Source organism: Mesorhizobium sp. LNHC252B00 (genome assembly GCF_000502955.1).
In the GTDB taxonomy this organism is placed as follows: domain Bacteria; phylum Pseudomonadota; class Alphaproteobacteria; order Rhizobiales; family Rhizobiaceae; genus Mesorhizobium.
This window is the reverse complement of the sequence record NZ_AYWO01000007.1, coordinates 137,445-157,189: the sequence shown is the minus strand read 5'-3', so window position 1 is coordinate 157,189 and position 19,745 is coordinate 137,445. Positions and strand designations below refer to the sequence as shown.

The 19,745-nt window shown below is 62.8% G+C and carries 17 protein-coding genes; 11 read left to right on the top strand and 6 right to left on the bottom strand.

The window, feature by feature from the left end; translation table 11 throughout:
• Positions 1–82: 82 nt before the first annotated feature.
• The 4 genes from X744_RS157905 to X744_RS157920 all read right to left on the bottom strand — a co-directional run bounded on the left by X744_RS157905 (position 83) and on the right by X744_RS157920 (position 4,214).
• On the bottom strand, positions 83–1,192 hold the full coding sequence (locus tag X744_RS157905) for an ABC transporter substrate-binding protein (RefSeq protein WP_023759043.1): 1,110 nt from the start codon (positions 1,190–1,192) through the stop codon (positions 83–85).
• Positions 1,177–2,040 carry an ABC transporter permease gene (locus X744_RS157910; protein WP_023759042.1) on the bottom strand — a complete coding sequence of 288 codons (864 nt, stop codon included), beginning with the start codon at positions 2,038–2,040 and terminating at the stop codon, positions 1,177–1,179. Before X744_RS157910 ends, X744_RS157905 begins: the two co-directional genes overlap by 16 nt.
• On the bottom strand, positions 2,037–2,921 hold the full coding sequence (locus tag X744_RS157915; protein ID WP_023759041.1) for an ABC transporter permease: 885 nt from the start codon (positions 2,919–2,921) through the stop codon (positions 2,037–2,039). The genes X744_RS157910 and X744_RS157915 overlap by 4 nt, the downstream gene beginning before the upstream one ends.
• A gap of 102 nt (positions 2,922–3,023) precedes the next feature.
• The gene (locus X744_RS157920) at positions 3,024–4,214 is read right to left on the bottom strand and encodes an FAD-dependent oxidoreductase (protein ID WP_348626157.1); all 1,191 of its coding nucleotides are present in this window, start codon (positions 4,212–4,214) and stop codon (positions 3,024–3,026) included.
• Between the two features lie 309 nt (positions 4,215–4,523).
• Between X744_RS157920 and X744_RS157925 the strand changes: the two genes are divergently transcribed.
• The 5 genes from X744_RS157925 to X744_RS157945 all read left to right on the top strand — a co-directional run bounded on the left by X744_RS157925 (position 4,524) and on the right by X744_RS157945 (position 10,076).
• Complete coding sequence (locus X744_RS157925) at positions 4,524–5,675, top strand: fumarylacetoacetate hydrolase family protein (RefSeq protein WP_023759039.1); 1,152 nt, start codon at positions 4,524–4,526, stop codon at positions 5,673–5,675.
• Positions 5,676–6,025: 350 nt separating this feature from the next.
• On the top strand, positions 6,026–6,961 hold the full coding sequence (locus X744_RS157930) for a substrate-binding domain-containing protein (RefSeq protein ID WP_023759038.1): 936 nt from the start codon (positions 6,026–6,028) through the stop codon (positions 6,959–6,961).
• A gap of 120 nt (positions 6,962–7,081) precedes the next feature.
• Positions 7,082–8,068 (top strand): ABC transporter permease, encoded by a 987-nt coding sequence (locus tag X744_RS157935; protein WP_023759037.1) that lies wholly within the window; start codon positions 7,082–7,084, stop codon positions 8,066–8,068.
• Between the two features lie 3 nt (positions 8,069–8,071).
• On the top strand, positions 8,072–8,863 hold the full coding sequence (locus X744_RS157940) for an ATP-binding cassette domain-containing protein (RefSeq protein WP_023759036.1): 792 nt from the start codon (positions 8,072–8,074) through the stop codon (positions 8,861–8,863).
• 190 nt (positions 8,864–9,053) lie between these two features.
• Positions 9,054–10,076 carry a LacI family DNA-binding transcriptional regulator gene (locus X744_RS157945; protein WP_023759035.1) on the top strand — a complete coding sequence of 341 codons (1,023 nt, stop codon included), beginning with the start codon at positions 9,054–9,056 and terminating at the stop codon, positions 10,074–10,076.
• Positions 10,077–10,406: 330 nt separating this feature from the next.
• Here X744_RS157945 and X744_RS157950 read toward each other — a convergent pair whose 3' ends face one another.
• Positions 10,407–10,997: a TetR/AcrR family transcriptional regulator gene (locus X744_RS157950; protein ID WP_023759033.1), complete on the bottom strand. Its 591-nt coding sequence runs from the start codon at positions 10,995–10,997 to the stop codon at positions 10,407–10,409.
• Positions 10,998–11,242: 245 nt separating this feature from the next.
• Here X744_RS157950 and X744_RS157955 point away from each other — a divergent pair, with 245 nt between their 5' ends.
• The 5 genes from X744_RS157955 to X744_RS157975 all read left to right on the top strand — a co-directional run bounded on the left by X744_RS157955 (position 11,243) and on the right by X744_RS157975 (position 18,206).
• Positions 11,243–11,497 carry a hypothetical protein gene (locus tag X744_RS157955; protein WP_023759032.1) on the top strand — a complete coding sequence of 85 codons (255 nt, stop codon included), beginning with the start codon at positions 11,243–11,245 and terminating at the stop codon, positions 11,495–11,497.
• Complete coding sequence (locus X744_RS157960; RefSeq protein WP_023759031.1) at positions 11,491–14,667, top strand: multidrug efflux RND transporter permease subunit; 3,177 nt, start codon at positions 11,491–11,493, stop codon at positions 14,665–14,667. The genes X744_RS157955 and X744_RS157960 overlap by 7 nt, the downstream gene beginning before the upstream one ends.
• Positions 14,668–14,682: 15 nt before the next feature.
• Complete coding sequence (locus X744_RS157965; RefSeq protein WP_023759030.1) at positions 14,683–15,834, top strand: efflux RND transporter periplasmic adaptor subunit; 1,152 nt, start codon at positions 14,683–14,685, stop codon at positions 15,832–15,834.
• Positions 15,835–16,170: 336 nt separating this feature from the next.
• Positions 16,171–17,277: a mandelate racemase/muconate lactonizing enzyme family protein gene (locus X744_RS157970; RefSeq protein ID WP_023759029.1), complete on the top strand. Its 1,107-nt coding sequence runs from the start codon at positions 16,171–16,173 to the stop codon at positions 17,275–17,277.
• 164 nt (positions 17,278–17,441) lie between these two features.
• Positions 17,442–18,206 carry an SDR family oxidoreductase gene (locus X744_RS157975; protein WP_023759028.1) on the top strand — a complete coding sequence of 255 codons (765 nt, stop codon included), beginning with the start codon at positions 17,442–17,444 and terminating at the stop codon, positions 18,204–18,206.
• A gap of 88 nt (positions 18,207–18,294) precedes the next feature.
• Here X744_RS157975 and X744_RS1000000173630 read toward each other — a convergent pair whose 3' ends face one another.
• Complete coding sequence (locus X744_RS1000000173630; protein WP_156938533.1) at positions 18,295–18,717, bottom strand: hypothetical protein; 423 nt, start codon at positions 18,715–18,717, stop codon at positions 18,295–18,297.
• On the opposite strand from X744_RS1000000173630, the gene X744_RS157980 reads away from it, so the two are divergent.
• Positions 18,716–19,690, top strand: coding sequence for an ABC transporter substrate-binding protein (locus X744_RS157980; RefSeq protein WP_023759027.1), 975 nt, complete (start codon positions 18,716–18,718; stop codon positions 19,688–19,690). The two genes, X744_RS1000000173630 and X744_RS157980, sit on opposite strands and share 2 nt — an antisense overlap.
• Positions 19,691–19,745: the final 55 nt, after the last annotated feature.

Sequence of the window (19,745 nt, the reverse complement as noted above, 5' to 3'; positions counted from 1 at the left end):
CCTTTCATCGTGCCACTGGCACGATGAATTCGCCTACGCGAACCGGCTGCTCACCCCACAAGGGGAGAAGGCGGGCCTCAACTCAGCCGCCGGCCTTCACCTTCTCGAACATCTTGGCCAGCTCGTCATTCTGTTTCATCGGGCCGGTGAAGATGGTGGTCTTCAGCATCACTTCCGGGTCGGATGGCAGTTGCAATTTTTCCAGTTCCTCCTTCGGCACGGTGGCGAAGGCGGAACCCAGCGAGCTGCCATAGCCATAGGACTCGATCAGATATTTGCCGGAATCGGCGTCCAGCCGGCTGTTGATGAAATCATAGGCGAGATCGACATTCTTGGCGTCCTTGAGCATGACGAAACCGCAGGCCCAGGTCAGCATGCCCTCCTTCGGCTTCATGAACTCGACCGGCACGCCCTGCTTCTTCAGCGAGGTGGCCGACGCGTTCCAGGTCATGGCGGCGACCAGCTGACCGCTGGCCAGCGCCTGTTCGACCGAGGTCATGTCGGTTGTGTAGCTGGAAAGCAGCGGGCGTTGCTCGCGCAGCTTCTCGGCGACCTTGTCCATCTCGGCAGGCGTCATGTCGAACGGATTGACGCCGGCCAGAAGTGCGGCAACGATCGGCGTGTCGTGCACCGCGTCGATGGTCGCCATGCGGCCGGCATACTGCTTGTCCCACAGGAGGTTCCAGCTCGCCTCCGGATTCTTCACCAGATCGGTGCGGTAGAGGATCGAGGTGTTGCCCCAGTCCCACGGCACCATCCAGACCTTGCCGTCACCGGCCTGCAGGTCGGGCAGGTTCTTGAACACCGGGAAGATCGAATCCCAGTTCTTGATGCGCTTGGTGTCGATCGGCTGCAGCAGGCCTTCCTTGTTCCAGCGCGCCACCTTGTCATAGCAAGGGTGCGCAATATCGGGGCGGAAGCCGGCCTTGACCTTGGTGAACGCGTCGTCGTCGTCGCCGAAGATCGAGGCCTCGACGCCGTCGGGGTGCGCAACCAGGAAGCTCTTGTTGAAATCGGGCAGCTCGTAGCCCGACCAGGTGAAATATTGCAGCTTGTCGCCAGCGAAAGCGACCGTGGACGACAGCGCCAATGCCAGGGCGGCAAGACCGGCCCGGACAGTCTTTCCAGATATCAGGTCGCCAGATATCAGGTCGCCAGATTTCAGGTCGCTAGATTTCAGGTCGAATGCCATTGCAGTTCTCCTCTCTTGGTTTGTTTTGGTTGCAGTGGAACGGCGGGCGCCGCTGCGGCCAGGCCGCGATGGCGTAGGATTTCGGCTGCTGCCGCGATGACGAAGGACACCGCCAGGATCGACGTGCCCAGCGCCATGACCGTCGGCAGCGATTTGGGGAACCTGAGCTGGCTCCAGATGTAGAGCGGCAGCGTCGGCTCGGTGCCGGCCAGGAAGAAGACGACGATGAATTCGTCGAAGGAGATCAGGAAGGCCAGCATGAAGGCCGAGACGATGGCCGGCAGGCTGAGCGGCAGCATGACTCGCCGGAACGTCGTCCAGTCTGAAGCGCCGAGATCGAGAGCCGCCTCGCGAATGGTTTTCGGGATGGCTGCGAAGCGGCTGCGCATGATCACCACCGTCGTTGGCAGCGCCACCAGGATGTGGCCGAGAACGATGGCAACGCGCGATGGCCCGAGGCCGATGAGGTTGATGAGGATGAGCAGCGATATGCCGACGATGACGCCGGGGATCAGGATCGGCAGTCGGGCAATGCCGCTAATGGTGACGGCCAGCGGCGAGCGGCCATAGAGGTCCATATAGGATACGGTGATGCCGCACAGCGTAGCCCCCGTGGCGGCAATGACGCCGATGACGAGGCTGTTCAGGAGCGCACTGGTCAGTGCCGAATTGCCGAACAAAGTCGCGTACCATTGCAAGGTCAAGCCTTGCAGCGGAAACGCCGCCTGGATCGAGTTGTTGAAGGAAAACAGCGGGATCAGCAACACCGGCAGATAGAGAAAGACCAGGTAGGCGATGACGTAGGCGCCAAGCCAGCGGCCGTCTCGCTGCGTGCGCGTGGTTTTCATGTGCGGCTGCCAAATCTGCGGTCGGCGAAGCGCGCGACCAGCACCACCCAGAGGATGACCAGCATGACGGCGACGGAGAGTGCGGCGCCAAACGGCCAGTCATTGGCCTTGCCGAATTGCGCCTGGATCAGCGTGCCGATCATGGTGCTGGCCGGACCGCCGACGAGGGCCGGCGTGACATAATCGCCAACCGTCGGCACGAAGACGACAAGGGCTGCCGCCAGCACGCCCGGCATCGAATTGGGCAGCACGACACGGCGGAAAGAGGTGAAGGGCCGCGCGCCGAGATCGGAAGCGGCCTCGATCAGCGATTTCGGGATCGTGTCCAGCGCCACATAGATCGGCAGGATGGCGAAGGGCGCATAGGCGTGCGCCAGCGTGACGACGACGGCGGCCGGCGTGTTGAGAAAGGCCAATGTCGGCTCGGACCAGATGCCGCTTTCGATCAGCGCCGAGTTCAGCACGCCATTATAGGCGAGCACGATCTTCCAGGCGAAGACGCGCAAGAGATAGCTGGTCCAGAACGGCAGCGTCACCAGGAACAGCAGCAGGCCGCGCCGCCGGCCGGCATGGAAGGCGAGATAGTAGGCGACGGGATAGGCGGTGACGACGGTGGCCAGCGTGACAAGCGCGGCTATGACCAGCGAGCGCAGTGTCACCGTCCAGTACAACGGATCGGATACGACAGCTGCAAAATTCGCCACGGTGAAACCGGCGCCGAGCAGCGACCCGTCATTGCCGCGGAAGGCGAGGAAAAGCACCAGGCCGAGGGCAAACAGGATCAGCAGGAAGGTGACTAGCGCGCCCGGCAGCAGCATGGCGACCCGGAAGCCCGATGACGACCGGGCCTCTGGCGCTGGTGCTGCAACGATGGTCGACATCGACCTGCCTACCGAAATTTTGAAATTGGCTTAGAGTTTTTCATATTCATGAAACTGTCAAGCGGAATCCCAACCGAACCCCGCTGGAATGAATTGCCGTGGTCAGCGCTCCAGCGCGTCGAGCAGGCGATACCAGGCGATGGTCGCGGCGACGCCGACCTGCCGGAAGGCGTGGAATGGGATCGGCCGGATCGGCGAAAGCGGGAACGGCAATTGCCTCGCATCGCCACTTTGGAGATAGCCAGCGATACGCCCGCCAAGCGCTGTCATCAGTCCGACACCGCGGCCCTGGCAGCCGACCACGGCAAGCAGGCCCTGCTCCGGCTCGTGGATGTGCGGCAGGTGGTCCGGCGTCATCGCCACCCGGCCGAACCAGCGCTTCTCGATAGCGATTTCGGACAGCATGGGGTAGAGCCGCCGCAGCGCCCGCTCAAGATGTGCCCAGTCACTGGTGCTCGTCGGCAAGGCCATGCGGCCACGCCCGCCAAGCACCAGCCGTCCGTCGGCGCTCTTGCGGTAGTAGACGAGAATGCGCCTGGAGTCCGACACCGCCTGCCCCTCAGGCAGGATCGTGGCTGAAAAGTCGGGCGGCAATGGCGCTGTCGCGATCTGGAACGAATGCAACGGCACGATCGTCTCGGCGAGGCCGGGGACCAGACCATCCGTATAGGCATTGGTCGCCAGCACGACCGCTTTTGCCTGCAATTGCACCCCGTTCTCGGTTGAGATCCGCCAAACGCCGGCGCTCTTCTCCAACCGGACCACCTTCTGGTGTTCGGCGATTTTCGCGCCCGCTGCCGCGGCAATTCGTGCCAGTTCCGATGTGTAAGCAAGCGGATCGACGACACCTGCGCGGCGATCGAGCCAGCCGCCGAGATAGCCCTGCGCGCCGGTCATCGCCGTAATCTCCGTCGCGCCCAAAAGCCTGACATCGGCACCGCGCGCCCGCCACTGCCGGTCACGGTTTGCCGCGGCCTTCAGCGCGACCTCGGTGTGCGCCGCCTGGATCCAGCCATTGCGAACGAACGGCACCGCCAATTTTTCGCCGCGGATCAACTCGAAGACGGCATCGGCGGTCGAGGCGGCGAAATCGACGAGAGTTTCGCCGCGCTCCGGGCCAAAATGCGCCAGTAGCCATTCCGGATCATATTTCAGGCCGGGAATGACCTGGCCGCCATTCAGTCCTGATGCACCCTGGCCGATTTCGCCGGCCTCCAGCACCTGCACGGACAGGCCAAGGCGGGCAGCATGCAAGGCAGTCGACAGCCCCATGATCCCACCGCCGACAACCACGATATCGACACGATCACCGCTTGGAAAAAGCGATCGAAACCTGGAATCTGACTGCGGCTTGCGCCAGATGGGATCGGAGAATGGTGCGGACAAAGGGTCACCTGGATGCGTTGTGGATCAGTGAAAATTGTAGTGACGATTTCATATTTTTGAAAGAGCACTTCAGTTGTCGTCTGTGAACCCGACAGATGATCAGAAGCCGGAATCTCGATCGCCAGCGACGGGATAGACCTTTCAAGGGAATCCGGTGAAAGTGCCGCGCCGATCCAGCCAGCCGCATTTGTCGATCATTTCAGAGGACCAAACGCCATGACGAACCAGATGCACCTGCCCACTGAGGGGCTCTTTGTCGGCCGCGCCAGCAGCGCCTCGCATCCGCTGGTGGTCACGGTGCGCGACGGCACGGTCTTCGACATCACGTCGCGCACAGCGCCAACCATGCGCGACCTTTGCGAGATGGCCGATCCGGCAGGGCACGTCCGCTCGGCCAAGGGCAAACCGATCGGGTCGCTCGATGACGTCGCCGCCAACAGTTTTGAAACCAGGCGCGATCCGGCAAAGCCGTATTTGCTCTCCCCAGTCGACCTGCAGGCAGTAAAAGCCTCGGGCGTCACCTTTGTCGTCAGCCTGCTGGAACGGGTGATCGAGGAACAGGCGCGCGGCTCGGCGGAGAAGGCGGACGCCATCCGCGCCGACATCGCCGGACTGATCGGCCACGATCTGTCGAAACTGAAGCCCGGTTCGCCCGAAGCGATGGAGATCAAGGCCAAGCTCATCGCGCGTGGCGCCTGGTCGCAATATCTGGAGGTCGGCATCGGCCCCGATGCCGAGATCTTCACCAAATGCCAGCCGATGGCCTCGGTCGGCTTCGGGGCCGATGTCGGCCTGCATCCCGTGTCGACCTGGAACAATCCGGAGCCCGAGATCGCCATGATCGCCGCCAGCAGCGGCAGGATCGTCGGCGCCACCATCGGCAACGACGTCAATCTGCGTGACGTCGAGGGGCGTTCGGCGCTGCTGCTCGGCAAGGCCAAGGACAACAATGCCTCGGCCGCACTCGGTCCCTTCATCCGCCTGTTCGACGACACCTTCTCGATCGATGACGTCAAGCGCGCGGTCGTGCGCCTCAAGGTCGAGGGCGAGGATGGGTTTTCGCTGGAGGGCGCGAGCTCGATGGCCGAGATCAGCCGCTCGCCGGAAGAGCTGATTGCCGCCGCCATGGGTCCGCACCACCAGTATCCGGACGGGCTGGCGCTCTATCTCGGCACCATGTTCGTGCCGTCGAAGGATCGCGGCGAAAAGGGCAAGGGTTTTACCCACAAGGTCGGCGACATCGTCACCATCTCGTCGGAAAAATTCGGCGCGCTGGTCAACAGGGTGCGGCTATCGCCCGATTGCCCGCACTGGACCTACGGCGCCAGCCGTCTGATGCGGGAACTGGCGAAGGCCGATCTGATCTAGCACCTTTCGACACGCAGCCGTGGGTTCGGTTGTTGACGCTGGTCCGAGGAGTGGCCGCCGGCGTCATCCTCGTCAGTGCTGGTTGCGCTATCGCAGGTCGGGCAAACAGGACGACCCGTTCGGCTCAGTTCGACGCCAGTTATCCGACAGTCTGAAAAATCACATCAACTGATGCGATCTGATGGGAGCGCTGATGGCGCCCCGTCAGGCGCCAACTACATCTGCAGACGGAGGCTTGCCAATCGCCGAAAAAGGGAATGCTCTGACGGCGCTGGCAAAGACGCAATCCGGCGGTCGCCGGAACAAGGGACGGATTGAGAACTGACCATCGACAAACGGGAGGAAATCAAATGCTGACACGGCTAAGACTCGTCCTATACGGCCTATTGGTGGCGCTGACGATTGTTCCGGCAGCGGCACAGGCCAAGACATTCTACTGGATTTCGCATGGCGGCCCGGCCGATCCGGTCTGGACCTACTTCCTGGCCGGCGCCAAGCAATGGGCCAAGGACACCGGCAACACCGTCAACACCTCGTTCCACAATGGCGATGTCGCCTCGCAGCAGGAAGCGGTTCGCGCCGCCCTCTCCGCCAAGGCCGATGGCATCGTCACCACGAGCCCCGATCCGGGCAGCCTGGTAGAGATCGTCAAGGAAGCGCGTGCGGCGAAAGTGCCGATCATCAATTTCAATACGCCGGACCCGAAAGCGGACTTCAACGCTTATGTCGGCGGCGACAACGTCACCTTCGGCAAGCACTGGGCGCAATATCTGGTCGACAAGGGCCTGGTGAAGAAGGGCGACTTCGTCTGGATGCCGGTTGAGGTCCCCGGCGCCACCTATGGCGTCCAGGAAGAAGAAGGCATCAAGAGCGTATTCGGGCCGCTCGGCATCACCTATGAAATCACCGAAGCCACGCTCGACCAGGCTGAAGTGATCAACCGCATGGTCGACTACCTCACAGCCAACAAAGCCAAGGTCAAGGCGATCATCGGCCTCGGCGATCTCGTCACTGGCTCGATCAAGCGGGTGTTCGACCAGGTCGGCATCAAGCCGGGCGAAATCCCGGTCGTCGGCTGGGGCAACTCGCTCGACACCACCCAGGAAGTGCTGAACGGCTACGTCAATGCCGGCCAGTGGCAGGATCCGCAGGCGACCAGCTATGTCGCACTCTCGCTCGCCAATATGGCCGCGAGTGGCATTCCTCCGGGCTTCAACGTCATCACCGGCGCGCTCTACGAGAAGGACACCGCGCAGGTCTACGACAACATCCTGTCCGGCAAGTAACATCCCGTGCCCAAACAGTCGCGATCGCCTCGGTGATCGCGACTGGCTTCCTATTTTCGCCGAGCCGTTCACGCACGGATATGCAAGGCTCAGCCTTTCCACCTATGTCGCGGGTTGCTCGTGGAAAATCGTTCGCTCATCCAACACTTCGTCGCACGGCCAGAATTCGGCCCCTTCGTGCTGCTCGTCGTCGAGATCGCCGTTTTCTGGGGCATCAACCACGACTTCCTGTCGCCGCAGAACATCTCCAACACGCTTGCCTTCACGGTCGAGCTCGGCCTGATCGCGCTGGCGATGACGCTGTTGATGACGTCGGGCGAATTCGACCTCTCGGTCGGTTCGTTGTTCGGTTTCTCGCCGGTGCTGATGTGGACGCTGTTCAACAGCGGCCTGACATCGCTGGAGGTCGGCTTTGTCGCCGCGCTGCTGGTTGCCGGCTTCATCGGGCTGGTCAACGGCTGGTTCGTGACGCAGCTCAAGATCCCGTCCTTCCTGGTGACACTCGGCATGCTTTTGGTGGTACGCGGCACCGCCCTTTTCGTCACCGATGGCTTTCCGCAGCGCACCTGGAGCGCGGAAGGCAGCTGGCTGGCGGAAGCGCTGGTCGGCGATTTCTTCATCGGGCCGTTCCGCATCTACATGTCGCTGTTCTGGTTCATCGCCGCGGCCATCGCGCTCGGCTATGTGCTGACGCAGAGCCGGACCGGCAATTGGATCCAGGCGGCCGGCGGCAATCCCAATGCGGCGCGCGCCCGCGGCGTCAATGTCAGCGGCGTCAAGATCGGCCTGTTCGTGCTGTCGTCGGTCATGGCTTCGCTTGCCGGCGTCATCTCCTCGCTGCGCACCTCGGCTGCCAACCCCAACAGCGGCACCGGCTACGAGCTGGAAGTCATCGCCATGGTGGTGATCGGCGGTACAGCACTCACCGGCGGGCGCGGCACGATCATCGGCACCGTGCTCGGCATCCTGATCCTGCGCGTGATGCGCAACGGCATCGTGCTGATCGGCGTGCCAGGCCTTGCCTACAACATCTTCATCGGCGCGATCATCCTTGGCATGATGGCGCTCCACTCATGGCTGGAACGCCGGCATCAGGCAGGGACTTGAATCATGGCCGAGCCACTGATCCGCATGCAGAACATCCGCAAGTCCTATGGCCGCGTCCAGGCATTGGAGGATGCCAACTTCCATGTCAACGAACGGGAGATCGTCGGCCTGCTCGGCGACAATGGCGCCGGCAAGTCGACGCTGATCAAGGTGCTTTCGGGCGCCGTTCCATTGACCAGTGGCGATATCTTCATCCGCGGCCAGAAGGTGAGCCTGCGCAGCACCAGCGACGCCATCGCCCAGGGCATCGAAACGATCTACCAGGACTCGGCACTGGTCACGCAATTGTCGATCGCCCGCAATCTGTTCCTCGGGCGCGAGCCGCTAAAACCACCGCGCTTCCTCAACCGGATGGACCAGGACGCCATGAACACGGTCGCCCGCGATCTGCTCAAGCAGGTCGGCATCTCCAAGAACATACCGCCGACGACGCCGATCGGCTCGCTGTCGGGCGGCGAGCGCCAGGCGGTGGCGATCGCTCGCGCCATGCATTTCGACAGCGACCTGATTATCCTCGACGAGCCGACCAATAATCTCGGCGTCGCCGAAACACAGGGCGTGCTCAGCTTCGTTCGCAACGCCCGCGATTCCGGTCATTCCTGCATCTTCATCGCGCATAACATCCACCATGTCTTCCAAGTGGTCGACCGCATCGTCGTCATGCGCCGGGGCAAGGTGGTCGCCGACGACATCGACCCCAAGAAGACCAGCGTGTTGGAAGTCGAGCGGATCATCACCGGCATGTCGGACAAGGAAATCCGTGATGCCATTGCCGATGGCAAGCCATCGCACTGACTATCTGTGATGGACGGCAATCATCCGTCACTCAGGTCGCATCGTTCATCTGGCGCGGCCTCGCATCGGCGCATAGGTTGCGGCATGAAAGCCACCGTCTCGTATTTCGCCCGCAATTGCGGGCCGTGGGTTGCGGCATGAAAGCCACCGTTTCGGATCACGCCCGCAATTGCGGGCCGGGGGTTGCGGCATGAAAGCCACCGTCTCGGATATCGCCCGCAATTGCGGGCTGTCTACCGCAACGGTCGACAGGGTGCTCAATAGCCGGCCGGGTGCGAGCGCCGCCAACCGGCAGCGCGTCATGGAGGCGGCCAAGCAGCTCGGCTATCTGCCGGTCGCGGATCAGGTGACGCTGCCCTCGCGGCCCGCGCACCTCGAATTCCTGCTGCCGATCGGCAGCAATGCCTTCATGCGCGATCTTGCCGGCCATATCGAGGATTACGCCGCGCGCCTGCCGCTCGTCGCCTCGTGCCGGATCCACAACCTCGCAGGCATCTCGCCGAACGCGCTGCAGAGTGCCGTCGAAAATCTCTCGCTCAAGGCCAATGGCGTCGGTGTCATCGCCGTCGATCATCCGCGTACGCGCAACATCCTGCGCGACATCGTCGACGCCGGCATGCGCCTGGTGACGCTGGTGTCCGATGTTCCGGCGGCACCGCGCTCGGCCTATGTCGGCATCGACAACCGGGTGGCGGGACGAACGGCGGCGCTGTTGATGGGACGCTTCCTTGGCGGCCGCACCGGCCATCTGGCGATGGTCGTCGGCTCCCGCTCTTATCGCGGCCACGAGGAACGCGAGATGGGTTTCCGATCGGTGCTCAATGAAGAGTTTCCCAACCTGACGGTGAGCAGCGCAGTCGAGATCAACGACGAGCCTGAGATTAGCTATGCCGAAACCATGAAGGCACTGCGCAACGAACCGGAACTGCTGGGCATCTATTGCGTCGGAGCCGGACATTCGGGCGTTGCAAGGGCGATTCGGGAAGCGAGGCCGAACCGCAAACCGGTGTTCATCTGTCACGACCTCACCAAGGACACACGCGGCCATCTGGTCGACGATCTGCTCGATGTCGTCATCGACCAGAATGCCAGGCTGATCGCGGAACAGTCGGTCATTCGCCTGCTCGGCTCGATTGCCTCCTCGGCGCCCTACCTTACCAGGAAGTTCATCGAACCGCGGTTGATCTTCAGGGAAAACATTCCGGTGCAGTGAGGTGGGCGACTTGGCAAGGCACAATCCGGATTTGTACGACAATTGACACGGCAAATCTGCACAGGAGCTATGCAGGATTCATTATTGCCGAATCATTGGGCAAATCGTAGTTTCTGGTTGTCGGCCATCTACTCCTCCCAGATGCGATGCCGACGCTGAATGGGGTGCACCTCCTCCCGCACCACATTCGAAATCGAGCCCGCTGCCACCTCCTCCCGGCAGCGGGCTTTTTTTGTTTGGTCCTTGGAAATTTCCGGTGCAGCCTGCGTTGGGGCGGCGATGATCACCTCGGTCACACGACGGGTAAGACGCCAACAGTCGCGGTGGAGATCAACCGGCGGCGGTGCCCCGGAAGGAAACGATCAACCCTTCGGCCATGCGCACGAACTGCATGCTAGGACCTTCGTTTCCCACGGTCTGCACGCTGACACGCGCGCCCTCGAACAGCAGCGACAGCGTATCGGCGAGCAGTTCGGCCTGACCGATACCCGCATCCCTGCATAGCGTTACAAGGCGCTCACGCTGGGCTTCCTTGAGCTCCTTGATCACCAGCCTGGCCGGATGGTCCGGCTCGGTCAGTTCAGCGGCGGCATTGGCCATGTCGCAGCCACGACCGTCAGCATTGAGCATGGCAGCCGCCTTGCGAACCCAGGCATGCAGCTGGGCAAGCTTGTCACCAGGAAATTCGGCTTCAAATACATCCCACATAGCGCCGGCCTTGGCCGCATTGGCGCGCAGGCATTCGACGATCAGTTCGTCCTTGGATTCGAAGTGACGATAGAGCGTCATCTTGTTCGTGCCGGCAGCTTCGGTGATGGCGTCGACGCCGACGCCCTTGATGCCATGCTTGTGGAACATGTCGCGTGCCGTCTCCAGGATCCGCTCCCGGGGACGAGAGCGCTCCACGACGCCTTCTGTCATCATGATCTCCTTTCGTTTCCAAAAAACCCTCGGCCACCTCTTGACTAGGGTGTTACCGGTCTGTAACTTCCAGAATGTTACTTACTGGTAACACCTCTATCGTCCGTCGTCAATAACAAGGCCGTGAACTGGCCCTGCCAGGCGAAGGCGGATGAAAAACTGCCAATCATGCGGCCTCGGCCGGTGAAGAGATGAAAAACGGTTCGCGAGCATGGGCTGCGAACCGACAGACAAGGAGCCGGCCAATGCCACAGCGCCGCGATCTTACCATAGAGGAAGCCGTCCGGGATCCGATGATCCGGCTGGTCATGAAAGCCGATGGCGTTGATCCGCGCGCCTTCGAAAACATGCTGCGCTCACTCGCCGATGCGCAGCAGCGCGAGGTGCCGTTATTCCGTTCGCAGGATGAGTTCGGTGTCGGGCGCGCTCAAAGGTTGTCCAGGGTTGCCAGTGCCTTCGGCAGGGCAACGGCGGCCGGGGAGGCGTGTGTGTCGTGGTAAACTTTTTCATCCATCGTCCGATCTTCGCCTCGGCGATCGCCATCATAATGGTGCTCGCCGGGACGATTTGTTATTTCCTGCTGCCCGTCTCCCAGTTCCCCGACATCACACCGCCGCAGGTCGTGGTCAGCGCCCATTATCCAGGCGCCAGCGCGCAAGTGGTGGCAGACACGGTGACGACGCCGCTCGAGCAGCAGATCAACGGCGTGCAAGGCATGACCTATATGTCGTCGACGAGCTCCAATGACGGCTCCTCGACCATCACCATCACCTTCGATGTCGGCTATTCGCTGAGCACCGCCGCGGTCGACGTCCAGAACCGCGTCTCGCAGGCGGCCTCGTCGCTGCCGGCGATCGTCAACCAGGGCGGCGTGACGATCAAGAAGCAGAACCCGAACTTCGTCCTCATCGTCAACCTGACCTCGCCGGACAGTTCCGTCGATCCGGTGGCGCTGAGTAACCTTGCCTATCTGCAGGTGGTCGATCCGCTGAAGCGGTTGCCCGGCGTCGGCGACGTGCAGATCTTCGGCGAGCGCCGCTATTCGATGCGCGTCTGGCTCGATCCCGACAAGCTTGCCAATCTCGGCATCACCGCGGTCGACGTGCAAAACGCCATCGCCGAACAGAATGTCCAGGTGGCGGCCGGCAAGATCGGCCAGTCCCCGGCCCCGGCTGGCACCGCTTTCGAGATGCAGGTCAATGCCGTCGGTCGCCTGAGCGATCCCAAGGAATTTGGGGACATCGTCGTGCGCGCCAATACCGGCACCGGCTCGCTGGTTCGGCTGCGCGACGTCGCCCGCATCGAACTCGGAGCGCTGCAATATTCGTCGTCCGCCTTCTTCGGCAAGGATCCGACCGTCGTGCTCGCCGTCTACCAGATGCCGGGTTCCAACGCGCTCGATCTGCAGCAGCGCGTCAAGGACAAGATGCAGGAGCTGTCCGGCCGTTTCCCGAAGGGCGTCTCCTATGCGATGCACTACGACACGACCCGCTTCGTCTCGGCATCGATGCATGACGTGCTGATCACGCTCGGCGAAGCGCTGGTGCTGGTCGTCGCCGTGGTGTTCATCTTCCTGCAAAGCTGGCGCACGACGATCATCCCGACCATCGCCATACCGGTTTCGCTGGTGGCGACGCTGGTCGTCATGGAGATGCTCGGCTTCTCGCTCAACATGCTCTCCCTGCTCGGCATGGTGCTGGCGATCGGCCTCGTCGTCGACGATGCCATCGTCGTGGTCGAGAATGTCGAACGACAGCTGGAGGCCGGGCTCAAACCGCTGGCGGCCACCAAGGCCGCGATGGCCGAAGTCACCGGTCCTATCATCGCCACGACGGCGGTGCTGATGGCCGTGTTCGTCCCGGTTGCCTTCATTCCGGGTGTCTCCGGCAGGCTTTACAATCAGTTCGCGCTGACGGTCGCGATTTCCGTCGGCATCTCCGCCTTCAACTCGCTGACGCTCAGTCCCGCGCTCAGCGCGGCCTTCCTGCGGCATCGCGGCGAGACGCAGTTCGCCCCGTTCCGCTGGTTCAACACAGGCTTCGACAGGCTGTCGCATGCTTATGCGCACGGCGTGCGCATTCTCATCCGCCTGCGCTGGATCATGCTCGGCTTGTTCGCGGCCGGACTGGTCGCCACCTACTTCGTCTGGCAACGCCTGCCCTCGACCTTCCTTCCGGTCGAGGACCAGGGCTATTTCTTCGTCGTCATCCAGTTGCCCGACGGCGCTTCGCTGGAACGCACCGACGCAGTGGCCAAGAAGGCGCGCGACATCCTGCAGGCAACGCCCGGCGTCGAAATCGTCGGCTCGATCAGCGGCCTGAACTTCCTGACCAGTGCCGCGCAGTCGAATTCGGCGGTCGAGTTCGCCATCCTGAAGCCATGGGAGGAACGCGGTCCCGACCAGAGCGCCTCCAAGCTCGTCGCCGACGTGCGCGGCAAGCTGATGCAGATTCCGGAAGCCTTTGCGCTGAGCTTCGATCCGCCGTCGATCCCCGGCATAGGCACGACGGGCGGCTTCGAATTCGTCGTCGAGGACCTCACCGGTCGCGGCAGTTCAGCTCTCAACGACGCCACGCAAGCCGTGATCGCCGAGGCGCGCAAGCAGCCGGAGATCAATCCGCAGCAGCTGTTCTCGCCGTTCTCGACCTCGACGCCGCAGTTCAACTACGACCTCGACCGCAGCAAGGCGAAACTGCTCGGCCTCAACCTGCCGGATGTGTTCAGCACGCTGCAGATCTATCTCGGCTCGCTTTACGTGAACGATTTCAACCTGTTCGGCCGAACCTTCCGGGTGACCATCCAGGCCGACAAGGATGCACGTGCGGGTGCTGCCGACATTTCGCGGCTCTACGTGCGCAATGCCTCCGGCGGCATGGTGCCGCTCAGCACGCTGGGCAAGCTCGTGCCGTTCGTCGGCCCGGAAACCGTGCCGCACTACAACAACAACGCCTCGGCCTCGATCAATGGCGGCGCCGCACCCGGCTTCTCCTCGGGCCAGGCGGTCGCCGCGATGGAACGGGCCGCTGCCACCGCGCTGCCCAGGGATTTCGGTTTCGAATGGACCGGCATCACCTTCCAGGAGCTCAAGGCAGGATCGATCGCGTCCGTCGTCTTCGGCCTCGCCATCGTCTTCGTCTTCCTGATCCTGGCGGCGCAGTATGAGAGTTGGGCGATGCCGTTCATGGTGCTGCTGGCGGTGCCGCTCGCTCTGTTCGGCGCGTTCGTGGCGCTGTGGATGCGCGGCATGCAGATCGACGTCTACTCGCAGATCGGCTTCGTCATGCTGATCGGGCTGGCGGCGAAGAACGCGATCCTGATCGTCGAGTTCGCCCGGCGACGGCGCGAGGAAGGCTTGAGCATTGTGGAGGCGGCGATGGAAGCCGCCCGGCTCAGGCTGCGGCCGATCCTGATGACGGCCTTCGCCTTCATCCTCGGCGTGCTACCGCTGATGTTTGCGACCGGTGCCGGTGCAGCAAGCCGTCAGTCGATCGGCACCACCGTGTTCGGCGGCATGGTCGCCGCGACCATTCTGTCGCTGGTGTTCGTGCCGGTTTTCTACGCGGTCATCGAACAGCTGCGCGAGCGCCGCGGCAATGACGAGCCCGCTACTCAAGACAATGAGCCAACGACTGAGCACGCCTTCCCGCCCCTGGCGGAAGCGGCCGAATAAGATTGGAGACTGATCATGCGTAAATGGAAAATCGCTTTGGGAACGGCTGTCGCGCTGGGTGCGATCTCGGTGGCCAGCGTCCACCTGCTCGACATGGGCAATCTCAGCCTCAATGCCGGCACGGCCGGTGCCGCGCCCGCCCCGGCGGCGTTCGTCATGCCGGTGCCGGTGGTCAGCGTCGTCAGGAAGACGATCCCGATCTACCTCGACTACGCCGCGCGGACGGAACCGATCCGCAGCATAACGTTGCAAGCCAGGATTCCAGGCTATCTGCAGGAACAGAACGCTGCTGACGGCGTTGACGTCCGGCAAGGCGATCTTCTCTACAAGATCTCGCCTGACGACTTCCAGGCCGCTCTTGACCAGGCGAAGGCGCAGGTGCAGCGCGACATGGCGACGCTCGACTATGCCCGCTCCAATCTTGGTCGCGGCACCGAGCTTGCCAAGAGCGGGTACCTCGCCAAGGACGGCTTCGACCAGCGCACCAGCACCTTGCGCGAAGCGCAAGCGTCTTTGGCGCTCAACCAGGCGGCGGTCCGCACGGCCGAGCTCAATCTGAGCTATTCCGAAATCCGTGCGCCGTTCGGTGGGCGCCTCGGCCGCAACCAGGCCTCTGTCGGAACGCTGGTCAGCGTCGCCGGCACGGTGCTCAACACGCTGGTGCAGCTCGATCCGATCTACGTCACCTTCAATCCGAGCGAGACGGATCTGGCCGAGATCGAGCAGGCTCGCGCCAACGGCCCGATCGAGGTCGAGGTCCTGCTTCCCGGCCAGACCGAGGCGAGCCAGAAGGGCGAACTGACCTTCATCGACAATTCGGTCGACCGTTCGACCGGCACCATCACTGCGCGAGCGACGATCGGCAACGGCAAGTTCACCCTGTTGCCGGGGCAATATGTTCGTGTCCGGCTGCATGTGAAGCAGCAGCCCGATGCGCTCATGGTACCGCAGACGGCGCTGGGCTCGAGCCAGCTCGGCAAATATCTCTATGTCGTCGGCAAGGGCAACACGGTCGACCAGCGGCTGGTTTCGCTCGGCCCGACGAGCGGCGATCAGGTCGCCATCTTAAGCGGCGTCGCCGAGGGCGATCAGGTCATCACGGGCAATCTGCAGAAGATCGGACCCGGAATGCCTGTATCTCCAACGCCGGAAAAGCCGGCCACCTGAACTCCCCCGTCAGGACCGGCTTCAGCGCGGCGCCCCGACCTTCCCACAGGTCGCGGGCGCCGCTTTCGTGAGCAGTCCCCCAGTCAGGGGTGGCCGAGGCGCACCGACACGGGTGACAGCGCGATCGGCCCGGCGCCGTGACGCGGTGACCAACGGCGGGGCCCGGTCTCGCCGAGATGATCGCCAGGCTGGCGCCTTCGAAGAAGTCATAATGGCTCTTGTTCGATTGTCGACAACCTGATTGGCTTGCTGTCTCTCCTACGCGCGCGGTCTCGAACAGCGCCCTTCGAAAGGCGTTTGACCCGTCCCCACCATCGCAGCCAACGGAAAAGACACGTGCAGATCCAAACCATCAAAGCCTACCATGTCGTGCAGCCTTTCGTGGACGGGCCCTACCGCATGTCGAAGGGGCGCGTTGCCGATGCCTTCGACGCGGTGATCGTGTCCATTACCTCGGATAGCGGCCTCACCGGCTGGGGCGAAATGGCGCCGCTCGGCAATTTCTATTCGCCTGCCTTCGCGGCCGGCGTCCGCGCCGGCGTGGTGGAGATCGCCCCGCATCTGATCGGCCACGATCCACGCGGGCTTGCCAGCGTCGGGCGGCTGATGGACACGGTGTTCAAGGGTCATCCCTACATCAAGTCGGCGCTGGACATGGCGTGCTGGGATCTCGCGGCGCGCGCCGCCGACGTGCCGCTGGTGACGCTGCTCGGCGGCCAGGAGAGCGAGACGGCCGAACTCTACAAGGTCGTCACGCATGGCAGGGTCGAGGCCATGGCCACGCTGGCCAAGCGCATCGTCAAGGACGGCTTCCACCGGCTGCAGGTCAAGGTCGGCGGCAATGTCCACGACGACATCGAGCGCGTCACAGCGGTCGCCGCCTCGGTGCCGAAAGGCACGGTTATCTTCTGCGACGCCAATGCCGGCTGGACGCCCTACCAGGCGCGCCAGTTTGCCGACGCCACACGGGCCATCGACTATACATTCGAGCAGCCCTGCACGACGATCGACGAATGCATGTCGGTGCGCCGCTCGCTCGACAAGCCGATGGTGCTCGACGAGTCCGTCGCCTCGCTGGACGACATGCTCGACATCCACCGCAAGGGTGCTGCCGACGGGCTGACGCTGAAGATTTCGCGGCTCGGCGGCGTGAGCAGGACACGGCAGATCCGCGACCTTGCCGTCGACCTCGGCTTCATGATCACCGTCGAGGATACTGGCGGCGCCGAGATCGACACCGCTGCCATGGCGCATCTGTCGCTGTCGACGCCTGAAGAGCGCCGGCTGCACGCCATCGCTTTCCATGAATGGGTGACGGTGCGCACGGCGTCGAACATGCCGCCGGTCGCCGGCAGCCGCATGGGCATCCCGGACGGACCGGGCCTTGGCATCGACGTCGTTCCCGACCTGCTCGGGAAGCCTTTCTTCGAGGTCGGGCGCTGAGATGAAAATCCGCGGCATCAAAGCCGCGCCGATCAATTTGCGCCTTATGCCTGGGCGCTCGGCGAGCTCGACGGGTTTTCGCCGACCATTGTCGAGGTCGAGGATGGGCGCTTGATCGGGACGTAGCGCAGCGCGTACCTTCCCGAAAGCAGGGAGGGCTATCGATGGATCTTTTCAAACTTGACGGCGATGTCGCGCTGGTCACGGGCGCCGGCAGCGGCATCGGCCAGGCGATCGCGATCGGGCTGGCCGAGGCGGGTGCCGACGTCGCCTGTTTCGGCCATGCGTCGAAAGGTGGACTGGACGAAACCGCGCACCGGATCACCGCACTCGGCCGCAAGGCGCTTGTGCTCACCGGCACGGTGACGTCTGAGAGCGATCTCGCGGCGGCGATCGATCGCGTCGAGGCCGAACTCGGTGCGCTGACCGTCGCCGTCAACAATGCCGGCATTGCCGGCTCCGAGCCCGCCGAGACGCTGTCGCTGGAGACATGGCAGAAGGTGCACGAGGTGAATGTCGCCGGCGTGTTCCTTTCCTGCCAAGCCGAAGCCCGCAAGATGCTGGCGCGACGCAAGGGCTCGATCATCAACATCGCCTCGATGTCCGGCACCATCGTCAACCGGGGCCTGACGCAGGCGCACTACAATTCCTCGAAAGCCGCCGTCATCCACATGTCCAGGAGTCTCGCCATGGAGTGGGCCGACCGCGGACTGCGCGTCAATGTCGTCAGCCCCGGCTACACGCTGACGCCGATGAACAAGCGGCCGGAGGTGGCGGAAGAGGTCAAGATCTTCAAGCGCGACACACCGATGGGGCGCATGGCGGCGCCGGAGGAAATGGTCGGGCCGACAGTGTTCCTGGCCAGCCGCGCCTCAAGCTTCGTGACCGGCCTCGACTTGATTGTCGATGGCGGCTACGTCTGCTGGTAGGCTTCGACTTCGCCTGCAGTCTGAATTTATGCGTTTCGCGAAGCGTTAGTCGTTGCGCGACATGAACCTTGGTATATATAATTTCATCCTATGAAACGACCTTGGCGAGACGGGGCTTGCCGGGTCGATAGCCGAGAGCAATTGCAGCAAAAGTGCGAAGCGGTTTTGCGGCCGGAATTGCGTAAAAAACAAACGGATAGAGCATGGAGGCGATCGTGTTTCGCCGGAAATGCTCTGGATCATGGGAACACCTTGCAGGGCGCCGCAGGACTGGCAATTGATCCGCAGATGATCGCTCCCGCAGCGATCCGTCGGCAGCTATGACGCTGAGACTCCCAGCATTTTCCACCATCACCAGAATTGAGCACCATCTTGCCTGCGTTGGCCAGGACAGGGCAACAATTTGGCGCCGACGGCCTTGCGCAACGAACCGCCTTTCCAACACAATCAAGAAAAGCCGCAAGAAGGGAACGACCGATAAAACTGTCACAGCTTGAAGGAGAACAAGCATGTCATTTCGCAGTCACATCTCGAAACTCTCGATGGGCGCCGTCGCGCTCGCGACCTTAGGCCTGCTGACGCCGTCCGCCCAAGCCGCCGCACCGGAATCCAACGATCCGATCAAGATCGCGCTGTTCGACTGGACCAGCGTCAATCTGAACGCCAAGATCCTCGGCGGCATCCTGGAAAAGCTCGGCTATACCGTCGAATATCCGACCGCCGACTACCTCTCCAGCCTGACCACCGGTCTCACCAATGGCGATCTCGATGTCGGCCTGGAATTCTGGGACACGACCGCAGGCGAGGCCATGAAGGCCTCCGACGCGACCGGACAGACCGAACGGCTAGGCAAGCTCGGACCAAAGGCCAAGGAAGAGTGGTGGTTTCCCGAATACATGAAGGAGAAGTGCCCCGGCCTGCCCAATTGGGAAGCGCTGAAAGACCCGAAATGCGCCGAGGCCTTCTCGACGGCGGAAACCACACCGAAAGGGCGTTATCTCGGCGGGCCGGTGACATGGGAAGGCTTTGATGACGAGCGCGTCGAGGCACTGAAGCTGCCCTTCACCGTCATCCATGCCGGCACCGACGCGGCGATGTTCGCGGAACTCGATTCCGCCTACCAGCGCAAGGCGCCGATCATGCTGTGGATCTATTCGCCGCACTGGGCGCCGGCCAAGTACAAGGGCGAGTGGATTGAATTCCCCGAATACACGCCCGAGTGCTACAACGACCCGAAATGGGGCGTGAACCCCGACGCCAAGTATGATTGCGGCAAGCCGCATGGCGAGATCTGGAAATACTCCTGGGCCGGCATGAAGGACAAATGGCCGGTCGCCTACAAGGTGACGAAGGCCTACACGGTCGACACCGACGAACTCAACAAGATGAGCGGCGAGATCGATCTCGGCGGCAAGACGCCGGAAGATGTCGCCGCAGCCTGGATCGCCGCCCACGAGGCCGACTGGAAAGCCTGGGCGCAGTGATCGTTCCAACTGGAACAATGAGACCCGGCTGCTTGATCGGCCGGGTCTCAATTAT

Coding starts and splice junctions, on each gene's coding strand:
- X744_RS157905 (WP_023759043.1), bottom strand. CDS start 1,192: ATGGCATTCGACCTGAAATCTAGCGACCTGAAATCTGGCGACCTGATA.
- X744_RS157910 (WP_023759042.1), bottom strand. CDS start 2,040: ATGAAAACCACGCGCACGCAGCGAGACGGCCGCTGGCTTGGCGCCTAC.
- X744_RS157915 (WP_023759041.1), bottom strand. CDS start 2,921: ATGTCGACCATCGTTGCAGCACCAGCGCCAGAGGCCCGGTCGTCATCG.
- X744_RS157925 (WP_023759039.1), top strand. CDS start 4,524: ATGACGAACCAGATGCACCTGCCCACTGAGGGGCTCTTTGTCGGCCGC.
- X744_RS157930 (WP_023759038.1), top strand. CDS start 6,026: ATGCTGACACGGCTAAGACTCGTCCTATACGGCCTATTGGTGGCGCTG.
- X744_RS157940 (WP_023759036.1), top strand. CDS start 8,072: ATGGCCGAGCCACTGATCCGCATGCAGAACATCCGCAAGTCCTATGGC.
- X744_RS157945 (WP_023759035.1), top strand. CDS start 9,054: ATGAAAGCCACCGTCTCGGATATCGCCCGCAATTGCGGGCTGTCTACC.
- X744_RS157950 (WP_023759033.1), bottom strand. CDS start 10,997: ATGACAGAAGGCGTCGTGGAGCGCTCTCGTCCCCGGGAGCGGATCCTG.
- X744_RS157955 (WP_023759032.1), top strand. CDS start 11,243: ATGCCACAGCGCCGCGATCTTACCATAGAGGAAGCCGTCCGGGATCCG.
- X744_RS157965 (WP_023759030.1), top strand. CDS start 14,683: ATGCGTAAATGGAAAATCGCTTTGGGAACGGCTGTCGCGCTGGGTGCG.
- X744_RS157975 (WP_023759028.1), top strand. CDS start 17,442: ATGGATCTTTTCAAACTTGACGGCGATGTCGCGCTGGTCACGGGCGCC.
- X744_RS157980 (WP_023759027.1), top strand. CDS start 18,716: ATGTCATTTCGCAGTCACATCTCGAAACTCTCGATGGGCGCCGTCGCG.
- X744_RS1000000173630 (WP_156938533.1), bottom strand. CDS start 18,717: ATGCTTGTTCTCCTTCAAGCTGTGACAGTTTTATCGGTCGTTCCCTTC.